Origin of the sequence: Rhizobium esperanzae, assembly GCF_014197615.1 — a bacterium.
In the GTDB taxonomy this organism is placed as follows: Bacteria; Pseudomonadota; Alphaproteobacteria; order Rhizobiales; family Rhizobiaceae; genus Rhizobium; species Rhizobium esperanzae_A.
Genome location: NZ_JACIFY010000021.1, coordinates 111,598 through 124,574, shown reverse-complemented (window position 1 = coordinate 124,574; position 12,977 = coordinate 111,598). Strand labels below are relative to the sequence as shown.

Genomic DNA, 12,977 nt, shown 5'->3' with positions numbered 1-12,977 from the left:
GCATAAACCTCAATCTCTCGAACCGCCCGGTGCGGACCCGCATGCCGGGTGGTGTGGCAGGGGTGCGATCACAGCGATCGCCCCCTATGCCGATTTCGACGCATGGCGAACGAGCCGGCGGGCTCTTGATGCGAGCTACTTTGGCTTCAATAAGATTATCGGCAAGAGGCGAGAAAGGTTCGAATCGCCGCGGAGGTATCGCCGAGATGCAGCAGCGGCGCGTGTCCTTGTCCTTCGGCAGCGTGAAGGATCAACGTCGAATGACGCCGTGCCATTTCGTTTGCGGTTTCCTGTGAGAGCAGCGATGTATTTTCGCCGCGGATCAGCATCAGCGGCAGCTGGTTCAGCTTCTCGAACTGTTCCCAGAGATCGGGCAGGGGCTGGCTGAAATCGATCGATTTCAGTGCTTCGGCGATCGCAGGGTCGAAATCGGCGACCGGTTTTCCCCCGACGTCTCGATAGAGGGCAAGCGCCATCTCCCGCCAGTCTTGCTCTGCAAGCGTGGTAAACGACGTGCCATGAATTTCGTGCAGTATATCGACCGCCTCGCGCCAGTCCGCAGGACTTCTGCCGCCGTTGAGGTAGTCGCGGATCAGCACCAGCCCCCTGGCCTCGATAACCGGCCCGATATCATTGAGGATCACGGCTTCGAGAAGATCCGGCCGTGTCGCCGCGATCAGATGCAGAATCAGCCCGCCCCGGGACGTGCCGATGAAGACCGCCCGCTCGATGCCGAGCGCCTGGCAGGCAGCGACGACGTCGCCGGCCTCGATGGCGAGATTGTAGTTCGCCTTGTTCTCATCCCATGCCGAGTTTCCCCGCCCGCGCGAATCGAAAGCGATCACCCTGCGTGGTGCTGTTACGTCCTGGGAGAGAAGCAGCGCCAGCGGATGAAAATCCCGCGTATTGCGGGTCAGGCCGGGCAGGCAGACGACCGGCAGCCGTCCCGCGGTTGCCGCCTCACTCGGGCTATAGTCGCGGGCATAAAGCTTCAGTCCATCGGAAGACGTATAAAATCGTTCCTGGAAACCGCTTGCGTAAGTATCCGGCATGGCATCCCTCGAGATCTGTTCGATCCCGAAGATGTAGCCTGCTTTTCCACCCGCGCCAAACGGCTTCAGGAAGCGCTGCGTCCACTGATGAGGTCGCGCTCGATGTCGGTCGACTGGCCGAGGCGAGCCTTGTACACTTCGTAATTCTCCATCACCCGCTGGACGTAATTCCGCGTTTCGGGGAAGGGGATGCGCTCGATCCAGTCGACGATCTCGTCGATTGGCTTGCCGCGCGGATCGCCGTAGCGGCCGATCCATTCCGGCACCCGCTTCGGTCCGGCATTGTAGGCAATGAAAGTGAGGATATAGGAGCCGCCGAAGGCGTCGATCTGCTCGCCGAGATAATGAGCACCGAGCGTGGCGTTATAACCGGCATCGGCCGTCAGCTTGTCTTTCGAATAGGCGATGTTGTGGCGCTTGGCCACCGCCTGGGCCGTCCCCGGCAGAAGCTGCAGCAATCCCCGCGCGTTCGCCGCGGAAACGGCGGCTGGGTTGAAGGCGCTTTCCTGTCGGGCGATGGCATAGGCGAGTGCCTTGCCGGAGCCGGAGATATTGGCATTCGCCGGGATGACGCCGACCGGAAAGGCGAGTGCAGCGACATCGATGCCGCGCCCATAGGCGATCTTGCCGATCTGCAGCGATAGATGATGGTCGCCGGATTGTTCGGCCTTTGCAGCAAGCACGGCCAACTCGCCGGGGCTCTGCAGTTGGTCGGCGAGTGCGAGATAGAGAATGTCGGCCCGCCATCCATGGCCTGCGGCCTCCAGCCGGGCGATCGCCTGCACCGCTTCGCGTGCCTGGAAGCGCTCTTGGTCGGCCGTGCTCGGCGCGGGATAGGTAACGTTCAACGTCTTTCGGCCCAGCCGTTCGGCCGCGAGCTGGCCATAGAAGGTGCCGGGGAAGGTCGCAGCCTTCGCATAGAATTCGTCGGATTTGCCGGGGCCTCCGGCTTCTGCCGCTCGACCCAGCCAATACCAGGCGCGGGAAACCGAGATGGGCCCGTTTGATGTCTGGAGGATCTTGCGGAAGTGTTTTTCCGCGGTTGTCGGATCCTGCAGGCCGCGAAGCGCGTACCATCCGGCATGGAACTCGGCTTCGACGATATCCGTCGGGCTCGTTGCGGCGTAATTGGCGACGATACGGTAGGCAGGCTTGAACTGTCCCTGGTCGACCAGACCGCGGCTGACGATACGCTGCTCGTTCCACCACTCGCCGGAATTGACGAGTTCGCTGCGCTCGGGCGGCATCTGCTCCAGAAGCGCTGCCGCCTCGGCATATTTGTCCTGCTTGCGCAGATATTCGATCCGCGCAAACAGCAGGCCGGGATCGCCGCGCCATTTTGCATCGACAGCGTTGAGCAGTGCGCCGGCATTGCCGGCCTTGGCGTCGACGGCGGACCAGGCCTTGTAGAGCGACTGCGCCTCACCCATGTCGCCGAAGCGCTTGGCCTGCGCCACGCGGCCGCGATACATCAGATAGTCCATCCGCGCCTTGTGGTCGGCCGGCGTCAGCAACGCTGAGAATTCGATGAGGATCTTGTCCTCGGTCGCCTTGTCGAGAGCCTCGCCGCGCCAGACCTTGCGGATATATTTTGCCGCCTGCGCTTGCCTGCCTGAGGCAACCAGCGCCCGGCCGAGGATGACGGCGCCCTGCATCGTCTCCGGCGCGGTATCGCCGAAGGCGGCGAGCACGGCTGAGGGGGCGGGGTTTTCGTCATAGAGCGCGCGTTCGGAATAGGCGCGCAGCCGCGAAAGGCCGGGCCAGCTCTTCAGCTCTTGCCCGGCGCTGGCGATTTCATAGGAGGGAACGCCCTTCAATCCGGAAACGGCGATCGCCCAGGTCAGGATATGGCGGTCGAGCGTACCGTCGGGCATGCTGTCGCGGATCGACAGCGCCAGCTGCGGGTTCTTGTCGGAAAGCGCGTCGAGGCCGGCTTTCAGGTCGCTGTTGACAGGCGCGACGGCCGGATTGCGCGGAATGGCGCCTGTTGTGATCGATTCCGGCATTGACGTTTCGGGAATGAAGCCGAGCGGCTTGACGCCGGGCACGGGCGTGCTCTCGCCCGGAAGCGGCGACGCTACACTGCCCCACGCGGCGGCAACAAAGCCGAAGGCGGACAGAATCAGGACAGCTTTCTTCATCCGGGATCTCGCAACGAAAACACGCCCTGCCATTTGGCTAGAGGCATCTTAACGAAACCTTACCGTACCAGGTAAAATTCATTCACATCTGCTATCGGAATTTGCCCTAAACCGAACTCTACGCGCTTGTCGCCGTGATTTCGGCGCTCTATGGTGCGCAAAATATTCATGGAATGCGGCCGAAGCAAGGATTTGGTCGTGAGGAGCTTCGCATGTTCAATGGGTCCATTCCCGCCCTCGTCACCCCTTTCACAGATGCCGGACTGATCGACGAAGACAGCTTCGCCGCGCATGTCGACTGGCAGATCAAGGAAGGCAGCGGCGGTCTCGTTCCGGTCGGCACCACAGGCGAATCTCCGACGCTGTCGCATGCCGAACACAAGCGGGTCGTGGAACTCTGCATCGCGGTTGCTGCAAAACGCGTTCCGGTCATGGCCGGCGCCGGTTCGAACAATACGCGTGAGGCGATCGAACTTGCCCAGCACGCCGAAAAGGTCGGCGCGGACGCCGTTCTGGTCGTCACCCCCTATTACAACAAGCCGACGCAGAAGGGCTTGATCGCGCATTTTTCGGCGATTGCAGAGGCCGTCGATCTGCCGATCTATATCTATAATATCCCCGGCCGCTCGGTGGTCGACATGACGCCGGAAACGATGGGTGCGCTTGCCAAGGCGCATCGGAATATCGTCGGGGTCAAGGATGCGACGGGCAAGATCGAACGGGTCTCCGAACAGCGCATCACTTGCGGTACGGATTTCCGGCAGCTGTCCGGCGAGGACGCCACCGCGCTCGGCTTCAACGCCCATGGCGGTGTCGGCTGCATTTCGGTGACGGCCAATGTCGCCCCGCGCCTCTGCGCCGATTTCCAGGCGGCAACCTTGAAAGGCGACTATAGCAGTGCGCTGGAATATCAGGACCGGCTGATGCCGCTGCACAAGGCGATCTTCCTCGAGCCGGGTCTTTGCGGCGCCAAATACGGCCTCTCCAGGCTTGGCCGCATGAGCCGCAACGTCCGTTCGCCGCTGCTGTCGACGCTGGAGCCGGCAACGGAAGCGGCGATCGATGCCGCCCTGCGCCATGCGGGCCTGCTGAACTGAAGAGACCGGCCGTCTTCACAAGGCCGGGCCATTCCCTTACATAAGGGCAATGAATGGGGCGCGGCTTGTCGCGCCCTGCGGAACCGTGTGTCTTCGGACGGGCAGGGGATACCGCACAGTTGAGACTGCGCATCGCGTTCCCCAGGAAACGATCCGATTGGGAAGGACGATGCGCTAAGCAATGGAATGTCGTCATGGCCCCCAAAGGCAGCCAGCGCGTGGTGAACAAGGTCGTGGCCGAAAACCGCAAGGCCCGCTTCAACTACGAGATCATCGATACCTATGAGGCGGGCCTGGTGCTGATGGGTACCGAGGTCAAGTCGTTGCGCGAAGGCAAAGCCAATATCGCCGAATCCTATGCATCGGATGAGGACGGCGAAATCTGGCTGATCAATTCCTACCTGCCGGAATATCTGCAGGCCAACCGCTTCAATCACGAGCCGCGCCGCCGCCGCAAGCTGCTGCTGTCGGGTCGTGAGATCCATCGCTTGCGCTCTGCCGTCAACCGCGAGGGCATGACGCTGATCCCGCTGAAGATCTATTTCAACGACCGCGGTCGGGCGAAGATGGAGCTGGCGCTCGCCAAGGGCAAGAAATTGCACGACAAGCGCGAGTCGGAGAAAGAACGCGATTGGAACCGGCAGAAGAGCCGCCTGCTGAAAGATAATGGCTGACCACATCGGCTGACTGACGATTGCCGTTTCGCACGGCAATCGTGGCGTTGCTGTCGCTCGATTCGAGATAAGCGGTAAGATCAGTCCTCGAAGTCGCTCGCCGGGGCGACTTCGGCTTGGCGTGGCGCGCGCTCGGCGGGGTCCCGACCGATTTCAGCCTTCAACGACAAGAGATCGATGAAATGATCGGCCTGGCGGCGCAGGTCGTCGGCGATCATCGGCGGCTGGGTCGCCATGGTCGAGATCACCGAGACCTTGCGGCCCCTGCGCTGCAACGCCTCGACGAGGTTGGTGAAGTCGCCGTCGCCGGAGAAGATCACGAGATGATCGACCGTTTCCGATTGTTCCATGGCGTCGATCGCAAGCTCGATGTCCATGTTGCCCTTGATCTTTCGGCGGCCCATGGAATCTGTGAATTCCTTGGCGGGCTTGGTGACGACCTTGTAGCCGTTATAGTCGAGCCAGTCGATCAAAGGCCGGATCGACGAATATTCCTGATCTTCGATCAGAGCCGTATAATAGTAGGCACGCAGGAGATAGCCGCGTTTCTGAAATGCTTTCAAGAGCTTGCGGTAATCGATGTCGAAGCCGAGGCTCTTGGATGCAGCGTAGAGGTTGGCGCCGTCAATGAAGAGTGCAATTTTTTCGCGTGGGTCAAACATGGCTTACCAATCCAATGAGAGCAATCGAAATCAGCAGGAGCTAAATTCAATAAAAACAATCACTTCTGTTTCTATTTCGATCTGATCCATACTTTATCAATTATTCATATATGAGAGATTTAGGGCACGATTCGGCATATTCCAAGCAACCATAGGTGGAATTGTGACGTTCTCCATGGAAATTTAGCTCGGCCGCGGATAAAGACGAGGGGAGCCGGAATGAAAAACTTGTATTTGCCCGGTTTTAATTGTATCGGGCGTGCTAATCCCGAAATGACGACCGTAAAGGACAGGCAATGGCCCGTGTCACAGTTGAAGATTGCATCGACAAGGTGGAGAACCGCTTCGAGCTGGTTCTGCTCGCCAGCCACCGCGCCCGGCTGATTTCCCAGGGCGCCTCGATCACCATCGATCGCGACAACGACAAGAACCCGGTCGTGGCCCTGCGCGAAATCGCCGACGAGACGCTTTCGCCCGATGATCTCAAGGAAGATCTGATCCATTCGCTGCAGAAGCATGTCGAAGTCGACGAGCCCGAGCCCGATCCGGCAAGCATGATCGCCGCCGGCGGTGTTGCCGCAGCCGACAGCGAAGAGCAGGACGACCTGCCGGAAACGATCACTTTCGACCAGATGTCGGAAGAAGAACTGCTTGCCGGCATCGAAGGCCTGGTGCCGCCGGAAAAGAGCGACGACTACTAAGCGCGCAGGCTGATCCCGGGATCGCCTTGGTGCGATCCCCCGGTTCGCAAGGATCGGAAAAGGTTTCATGCGATGCAAAAGAGCGATGATTACCAATCGTCAATCTTGCGCCTTTATTGCTTAGGCATATTATTGCCCATGTGTGCGCCAATCGTTGATTGGCGCGCTTTTATTTTTATGGAGTGGCTTTGGAATGATGCGGCAGTACGAGCTCGTGGAGCGGGTTCAGCAATACAAGCCCGATGCCAATGAAGCACTGCTGAACAAAGCCTATGTCTACGCCATGCAGAAACATGGCCAGCAGAAGCGCGCGAGCGGCGATCCCTACATTTCCCATCCGCTCGAAGTTGCCGCCATCCTCACCGACATGCATCTCGATGAATCGACGATTGCGGTCGCGCTGCTGCACGATACGATTGAGGATACGACGGCGACGCGCGCCGAGATCGACGAGCTCTTCGGCGAGGATATCGGCCGCCTGGTCGAGGGCCTGACGAAGATCAAGAAACTCGATCTCGTCACCAAGAAGGCCAAGCAGGCGGAAAACCTGCGCAAGCTGCTGCTCGCCATATCGGACGATGTGCGTGTCCTGCTCGTCAAGCTCGCCGATCGCCTGCACAATATGCGTACCCTCGACCACATGTCGGCCGACAAGCGCGCCCGCATTTCCGAAGAGACGATGGAAATCTATGCGCCGCTCGCCGGCCGCATGGGCATGCAGGACATGCGCGAGGAGCTGGAGGAGCTCTCCTTCCGCCATATGAACCCGGAAGCCTACGATACCGTCACCAAACGCCTGGAAGAGCTTTCCAAGCGCAATGAGGGCATCGTCAAGAAGATCGAGGCAGAACTGCGCGACCTGCTCGTCGCAAGCGGCCTGACGAGCGCCTATGTCAAGGGCCGGCAGAAGAAGCCCTATTCGGTCTTCCGCAAGATGCAGTCGAAGTCGCTGTCCTTTGAGCAGCTTTCCGATGTCTACGGTTTCCGTCTGATCGTCGAGGACATCCCCTCCTGTTATCGGGCGCTCGGCATCGTCCATACCCGTTGGCGTGTCGTGCCCGGCCGCTTCAAGGACTATATTTCGACGCCGAAGCAAAATGATTACCGCTCGCTGCACACCACGATCGTCGGCCCCTCCAGCCAGCGCATCGAACTGCAGATCCGCACCAAGCGCATGCATGAGATCGCCGAATTCGGCATCGCCGCCCATACGCTCTATAAGGACGGCGCCACCAATGCCGACGGCGACATCCTGTCGCGCGAATCCAATGCCTATTCCTGGCTGCGCCACACGATCGAGGCTCTGGCCGAGGGCGACAGCCCGGAAGAATTCCTCGAGCACACCAAGCTCGAGCTCTTCCAGGATCAGGTCTTCTGCTTCACGCCGAAGGGCAAGCTCATTGCCCTGCCGCGTGGCGCCACCCCGATCGATTTCGCCTATGCGGTGCACACCAATATCGGCGACACCACGGTCGGCGCCAAGATCAACGGCCGCATCATGCCGTTGGTGACGCGGCTTGCCAATGGCGACGAAGTGGAGATCATCCGCTCCGGCGTCCAGGTCCCGCCGGCTGCCTGGGAGGAGATCGTCGTCACCGGCAAGGCGCGCGCCGCCATCCGCCGCGCCACCCGCATGGCGATCCGCAAGCAATATGCCGGCCTCGGCCACCGCATTCTCGAGCGCACCTTCGACAGGGCCGGCAAGATCTTCTCGCGTGAGGCGATGAAGCCGGCGCTGCACCGTCTCGGCCAGAAGGATGTCGAGGATGCGATCGCCGCCGTCGGTCGCGGCGAGATGTCCTCGCTCGATGTGCTGCGCGCCGTCTATCCCGACCATCAGGACGAGCGCGTCACCGTCAAGCCCTCCGGCGACGACGGCTGGTTCAACGTCCGCAGCGCCGCCGGCATGATCTTCAAGATCCCGGGCAAGGCCAAGCCCGGTCTCGACGGCAGCCATCCGGAAGTCGACACCGACGTCGATATCGGGCCGATCCGCGGCCTGTCCGGCAATGTCGACGTCAAGTTCGCGTCGACAGGCGCCGTGCCCGGCGATCGCATCGTCGGCATCATGGATCAGGGTAAGGGCATCACCATCTATCCGATCCAGTCGCCGAGCCTGCAGCGTTTCGACGATCAGCCCGATCGTTGGATCGACGTCCGCTGGGATCTGGATGAGGCCAACAAGTCGCGTTTCATGGCGCGCATCATGGTCAATGGGTTGAATGAACCCGGCACGCTCGCCAAGGTCGCCCAGACGGTTGCAGGCCTCGACGTCAATATCCGCTTGTTGAACACGGTGCGGGTCGCTGCCGATTTCACCGAAATGATGCTCGAGGTCGAGGTTTGGGACCTGCGTCAGCTCAATCAATTGCTCGCCCAGATGAAGGATCTGGATTGCATCGCCACGGTGCGGCGGCTCTACGAGTAGGCTTTGTTAAGCCTGTCTCGTGCTTGATCGGAAAATTGCACATTTTGTGATCGTTTTGTGGTCGCGACAGCGCATCCAAAAGGCAAGCAATGCAGACAACGCATGGCTGTCTCCATGTTGCGGCGGTGGTAATTAACCTTTGCCGGGACTATCTTCTGGTCATCGAAACGCAAACAGAAGATGAGACAAGGTAATGTTTGACCCTATCAGGAAAATTGCTCGCGCCCTTCGCGCCCCGACTGCCCAGGAACGTGAAATGGCCTATTTGAACGGCTCGTTCGATCGTATCGATCTCGAGTTTCGTCAGCGCCAGGTCGATCGCGGTCTGTTCCGTAATCGCTGATACTGGACTTTTATACTTGAGATGAGTGAGGGACGTTATCCATAGCGGACGCCCCTCGGCGTGAAGAAGCTCCTCGCTGCTGAGCGGAGCTGAGTTGTTTTTTCGGCGGTAGCATTTTGCCGCTCTTGTCATGGTCATGTGCGCTGCACTAAATACCGGCCATGTTGTTTCGCCGTCGCAAACCCGCCGGATTCAAGGAAAAGATGCGAGAGCTTCTATGGCCTCGCAAAGGTTTCCTTCGCCCGATCCGTTATCTCTCAATGCGCATCCTGCGCCTGAGCGCTTCGCCGCATGCGGTTGCGGCCGGCGTCGCTGCGGGCGTCTTCGTCTCGTGGACGCCTTTCATTGGCGTGCATTTCATCATGGCGTTTGTCATCACCTATTTCCTCTCCGGAAGCATGGTGGCCGCTGCCCTCGGTTGCGCCGCCTTCGGCAATCCGCTGACCTATCCCTTCATCTGGGGCATCACCTGGGAGATCGGTCATCTGCTGCTCAGCCGTGAGGATCATCTGGCCGGTCAGACGGTCGATCTGGCCGCCCTCTTTCACAAGCTGAATTTCATGGAGCTATGGAAGCCGGTGCTGGAGCCGATGCTGGTCGGCGCCATTCCTCCGGCCACCGTCACCTCCGTTGCGCTCTATGCGCTGACATTCTACACCGTGAAGGGTTTTCAGACGCGCCGCCACACACGGCTGTTGGAGCGGGCGCGTCTGCGTCTGGCAAGCCCTGCCGGCGACATGCCGAGCGTATGAACCTCATCAAGAATTCTTAAGCGACGGAAGGTTCCCGAATGATCATCGGCATTGGCAGCGATCTGATCGACATTCGCCGCGTCGAGAAATCCATCGAACGCTTCGGCGACCGCTTCACCCATCGCTGCTTCACCGAGATCGAGCGCGCGCGGTCTGACCGCCGGGCAAATCGCGGCGCATCCTACGCCAAACGTTTCGCCGCCAAGGAGGCCTGTTCCAAGGCGCTCGGCACCGGCATCGCCCAGGGCGTCTTCTGGAAGGATATGGGCGTCGTTAATTTGCCGAGCGGCAAGCCGACCATGGTTTTGTCGGGTGCTGCCGCCCTGATCCTCGAATCGATGCTGCCTGCGGGCCATAGGCCCGCCATTCATTTGACAATAACGGATGATTATCCCTTGGCGCAGGCCTTCGTGATTATCGAAGCGTTGCCCGAGAACCTCTGATCGTGCTCTCGGAAGCGATTGACGCCACCTCGGAAGCGGTCAACGAGACCACGGAAGCGTTTCAACGCGACCTCTCGTCGCTTTTGGCGTTGTCGCCATTGCCGCAACCGGCCGAAGCCGCTAGAGAGAACGACAGAAAAATTGCGCCGTCGCGGCGTCTTGAAGGAATAAGACTGCGTGTCCGAAAAAGTCCAAGCCAAGCCGAATGCCCTCTGGGAAAACATCAAAGTCATCATCCAGGCGCTGATTTTGGCGATGGTGATCCGAACGGTGCTGTTCCAGCCCTTTACGATTCCGTCCGGTTCGATGATGCCGACGTTGCTCGTCGGCGATTACATCTTCGTCAATAAGTTCGCTTACGGCTATTCGAAATATTCGCTGCCCTTCTCGCCCGACATCTTCAGCGGCCGCCTGTTCGGCGCCGACCCGAAGCGTGGCGACATCGTCGTCTTCCGCTTCCCGCCGAATCCCGAGGTCGATTACATCAAGCGCTGCGTCGGCCTGCCGGGCGATCACATCCAGGTGACCGACGGCGTGCTCTACGTCAACGGAAAGCCGGTGCCGAAAGTGGCGGACGGTACGTTTACGTCGGATTACAAGCTCGATCCGGGCGCCGATGTGCCGGTCTTCCGCGAAACACTCGACAACGGCAAGACCTACGACACGCTTGATCAGTCTCCTGTGTCGCGCGGCGATAACACCCGTGAATTCATTGTTCCGGAAGGCCATTATTTCATGATGGGCGACAACCGCGACAACTCGCTCGACAGCCGCTTTGACGTGGGCTTCGTGCCGGCCGAAAATCTTGTCGGCCGCGCCAGCGTGATCTTCTTCTCGCTCGGCAACGACACCTCCTTCCGCGAAATCTGGAAGTGGCCGACGAACATGCGTTGGGACCGCCTCTTCAAGGTTGTTGAATGAGTAAGGCGCAGACGCTTTCTGCGGCGGACCGCGCAAAGCTTGAAGGCCTGATCGGTCACGACTTCGCCGAAAAGGAACGCCTCGACCGGGCGCTGACCCATGCCAGCGCCCGCACGGAAAAGGGCGGCAATTACGAACGGCTGGAATTCCTCGGCGACAGGGTCCTCGGGCTCTGCATCGCCGAACTGTTGTTTCGTACCTTCGGCACGGCGGGGGAAGGCGAACTCTCGGTGCGCCTCAACCAGCTCGTCAGCGCTGAAACCTGCGCGGCGGTTGCCGACGAACTCAATCTTCACCTCTATATCCGCACCGGCGCCGATGTGAAGAAATTGACCGGCAAGCGCATGATGAACGTGCGCGCCGACGTCGTCGAAAGCCTGATCGCCGCAATCTACCTCGACGGCGGCCTTGAAGTCGCGCGCCGCTTCATCCTGCGCTACTGGCAGGGCAGGGCGGTCAGGGCCGATGGCGCCAAGCGCGACGCCAAGACCGAGCTGCAGGAATGGTCGCACGCAAAATTCGGCGTCACGCCCAACTACCGGGTTGATGAACGCAGCGGACCGGATCATGATCCGCGCTTCAAGGTGACGGTGGAAGTTGCTGGCATAAAGCCGGAAACCGGCGTAGAGCGGTCCAAACGTGCCGCCGAACAGGTTGCGGCGACCAAGATGCTCGAGCGCGAAGGCATTTGGCAGCAATCGCCTGCCGGAAACTGACGGGACAATGACACAAGAAGAAGATATCGCGGCCGAAGCTGCCGCAGAAACCAGTGGTCCGACGCATTCGGGCTTCGTCGCGCTGATCGGGCCGACCAACGCCGGCAAGTCGACGCTGGTCAACCGCCTCGTCGGCGCCAAGGTGTCGATCGTCAGCCATAAGGTGCAGACGACGCGCGCCATCGTCCGCGGCATCGCCATCCACGACAACGCTCAGATCGTCTTCATGGATACGCCGGGTATCTTCAAGCCGCGCCGCCGGCTCGACCGCGCCATGGTGACCTCGGCCTGGGGCGGCGCCAAGGATGCCGATCTGATCGTGCTGCTGATCGATAGCGAGCGCGGCCTGCGCGGCGATGCCGAGGCCATCCTCGAAGGCCTCAAGGAAGTCCGGCAGCCGAAAATCCTGCTGCTGAACAAGATCGACCGGGTCAATCGCGAGGATCTGCTGGCGCTGGCCGCGAGCGCCAACGAGAAGATCGCGTTCGAACGCACCTTTATGATCTCGGCCGAAAACGGTTCCGGCTGCGACGATGTCATGGACTATCTGGCCAGCACGCTGCCGGAGGGGCCGTGGTACTATCCGGAAGACCAGATCTCCGATCTGCCGATGCGCCAGCTCGCTGCCGAAATCACCCGCGAGAAGCTGTTTCTGCGCCTGCATCAGGAGCTTCCCTACGCCTCGCATGTCGAAACGGAGAAGTGGGAAGAGCGCAAGGACGGCTCGGTGCGTATCGAGCAGGTGATCTATCTCGAGCGTGACAGCCAGAAGAAGATCGCGCTCGGCAAGGGTGGTGAAACCATCAAGGCGATCTCGACCGCCTCGCGCAAGGAGCTGTCGGAGATCCTCGAGCAGCCGGTCCATCTCTTCCTGTTCGTCAAGGTTCGCGAGAATTGGGGGGATGATCCCGAACGATTCCGCGAAATGGGCCTCGATTTCCCGAAATAGCCAAGGCAGGGATTTCGCCCGGCAGGCGCCAGCCCCTTGTTTCCGCATTAAAAATGCGCCTGGCGTGGAACAAATCCAAGCCTTGCGCATTTCTTGCC

General features: G+C 60.3%; 13 protein-coding genes. 10 read left to right on the top strand and 3 right to left on the bottom strand.

All coding sequences use genetic code 11. From position 1 onward, the window contains the following. Positions 1 to 155 precede the first annotated feature (155 nt). Together GGD57_RS24675 and GGD57_RS24670 are read right to left on the bottom strand one after the other, a co-directional pair. Positions 156 to 1,052, bottom strand: a complete 897-nt coding sequence (locus GGD57_RS24675; protein WP_184472836.1) for an alpha/beta fold hydrolase — start codon at positions 1,050 to 1,052, stop codon at positions 156 to 158. Positions 1,053 to 1,117: 65 nt separating this feature from the next. Beyond that, positions 1,118 to 3,193, bottom strand: coding sequence for a lytic transglycosylase domain-containing protein (locus GGD57_RS24670; protein WP_184472835.1), 2,076 nt, complete (start codon positions 3,191 to 3,193; stop codon positions 1,118 to 1,120). A gap of 212 nt (positions 3,194 to 3,405) precedes the next feature. On the opposite strand from GGD57_RS24670, the gene dapA reads away from it, so the two are divergent. Further along, a complete protein-coding gene (gene dapA / locus GGD57_RS24665; protein WP_184472834.1) occupies positions 3,406 to 4,290 on the top strand; it encodes a 4-hydroxy-tetrahydrodipicolinate synthase in 885 nt (294 codons plus the stop codon). A gap of 194 nt (positions 4,291 to 4,484) precedes the next feature. Continuing rightward, positions 4,485 to 4,964 carry an SsrA-binding protein SmpB gene (smpB, locus tag GGD57_RS24660; protein ID WP_085736719.1) on the top strand — a complete coding sequence of 160 codons (480 nt, stop codon included), beginning with the start codon at positions 4,485 to 4,487 and terminating at the stop codon, positions 4,962 to 4,964. 80 nt (positions 4,965 to 5,044) lie between these two features. On the opposite strand, the gene GGD57_RS24655 is transcribed toward smpB, so the two are convergent. Beyond that, positions 5,045 to 5,626: an NYN domain-containing protein gene (locus GGD57_RS24655; protein ID WP_010065637.1), complete on the bottom strand. Its 582-nt coding sequence runs from the start codon at positions 5,624 to 5,626 to the stop codon at positions 5,045 to 5,047. A 296-nt stretch (positions 5,627 to 5,922) separates the two neighbouring features. Here GGD57_RS24655 and rpoZ point away from each other — a divergent pair, with 296 nt between their 5' ends. The 8 genes from rpoZ to era all read left to right on the top strand — a co-directional run bounded on the left by rpoZ (position 5,923) and on the right by era (position 12,879). Beyond that, a complete protein-coding gene (gene rpoZ / locus GGD57_RS24650) occupies positions 5,923 to 6,327 on the top strand; it encodes a DNA-directed RNA polymerase subunit omega (RefSeq protein ID WP_003574261.1) in 405 nt (134 codons plus the stop codon). Positions 6,328 to 6,520: 193 nt separating this feature from the next. Beyond that, on the top strand, positions 6,521 to 8,755 hold the full coding sequence (locus GGD57_RS24645) for a RelA/SpoT family protein (protein WP_184472833.1): 2,235 nt from the start codon (positions 6,521 to 6,523) through the stop codon (positions 8,753 to 8,755). Positions 8,756 to 8,948: 193 nt separating this feature from the next. Continuing rightward, the gene (locus tag GGD57_RS24640; protein WP_003578264.1) at positions 8,949 to 9,098 is read left to right on the top strand and encodes a DUF3563 family protein; all 150 of its coding nucleotides are present in this window, start codon (positions 8,949 to 8,951) and stop codon (positions 9,096 to 9,098) included. 161 nt (positions 9,099 to 9,259) lie between these two features. Then, a complete protein-coding gene (locus tag GGD57_RS24635) occupies positions 9,260 to 9,850 on the top strand; it encodes a DUF2062 domain-containing protein (RefSeq protein WP_184472832.1) in 591 nt (196 codons plus the stop codon). A 38-nt stretch (positions 9,851 to 9,888) separates the two neighbouring features. Continuing rightward, a complete protein-coding gene (gene acpS, locus GGD57_RS24630) occupies positions 9,889 to 10,293 on the top strand; it encodes a holo-ACP synthase (RefSeq protein ID WP_184472831.1) in 405 nt (134 codons plus the stop codon). 177 nt (positions 10,294 to 10,470) lie between these two features. Beyond that, on the top strand, positions 10,471 to 11,214 hold the full coding sequence (lepB, locus tag GGD57_RS24625; RefSeq protein WP_184472830.1) for a signal peptidase I: 744 nt from the start codon (positions 10,471 to 10,473) through the stop codon (positions 11,212 to 11,214). Next, positions 11,211 to 11,930: a ribonuclease III gene (gene rnc, locus GGD57_RS24620; protein WP_003578269.1), complete on the top strand. Its 720-nt coding sequence runs from the start codon at positions 11,211 to 11,213 to the stop codon at positions 11,928 to 11,930. Before lepB ends, rnc begins: the two co-directional genes overlap by 4 nt. Before the next feature lie 7 nt (positions 11,931 to 11,937). Continuing rightward, entirely contained in the window at positions 11,938 to 12,879 is a 942-nt protein-coding gene (gene era, locus GGD57_RS24615; protein ID WP_184472829.1) for a GTPase Era, read from the top strand. The last annotated feature ends 98 nt before the right edge of the window (positions 12,880 to 12,977 follow it).

Excerpts from the sequence above, each read along its gene's own strand:
- GGD57_RS24675 (WP_184472836.1), bottom strand. The coding sequence starts at position 1,052 with ATGCCGGATACTTACGCAAGCGGTTTCCAGGAACGATTTTATACGTCT.
- GGD57_RS24670 (WP_184472835.1), bottom strand. The coding sequence starts at position 3,193 with ATGAAGAAAGCTGTCCTGATTCTGTCCGCCTTCGGCTTTGTTGCCGCC.
- dapA (WP_184472834.1), top strand. The coding sequence starts at position 3,406 with ATGTTCAATGGGTCCATTCCCGCCCTCGTCACCCCTTTCACAGATGCC.
- smpB (WP_085736719.1), top strand. The coding sequence starts at position 4,485 with ATGGCCCCCAAAGGCAGCCAGCGCGTGGTGAACAAGGTCGTGGCCGAA.
- GGD57_RS24655 (WP_010065637.1), bottom strand. The coding sequence starts at position 5,626 with ATGTTTGACCCACGCGAAAAAATTGCACTCTTCATTGACGGCGCCAAC.
- rpoZ (WP_003574261.1), top strand. The coding sequence starts at position 5,923 with ATGGCCCGTGTCACAGTTGAAGATTGCATCGACAAGGTGGAGAACCGC.
- GGD57_RS24645 (WP_184472833.1), top strand. The coding sequence starts at position 6,521 with ATGATGCGGCAGTACGAGCTCGTGGAGCGGGTTCAGCAATACAAGCCC.
- GGD57_RS24640 (WP_003578264.1), top strand. The coding sequence starts at position 8,949 with ATGTTTGACCCTATCAGGAAAATTGCTCGCGCCCTTCGCGCCCCGACT.
- GGD57_RS24635 (WP_184472832.1), top strand. The coding sequence starts at position 9,260 with ATGTTGTTTCGCCGTCGCAAACCCGCCGGATTCAAGGAAAAGATGCGA.
- acpS (WP_184472831.1), top strand. The coding sequence starts at position 9,889 with ATGATCATCGGCATTGGCAGCGATCTGATCGACATTCGCCGCGTCGAG.
- rnc (WP_003578269.1), top strand. The coding sequence starts at position 11,211 with ATGAGTAAGGCGCAGACGCTTTCTGCGGCGGACCGCGCAAAGCTTGAA.
- era (WP_184472829.1), top strand. The coding sequence starts at position 11,938 with ATGACACAAGAAGAAGATATCGCGGCCGAAGCTGCCGCAGAAACCAGT.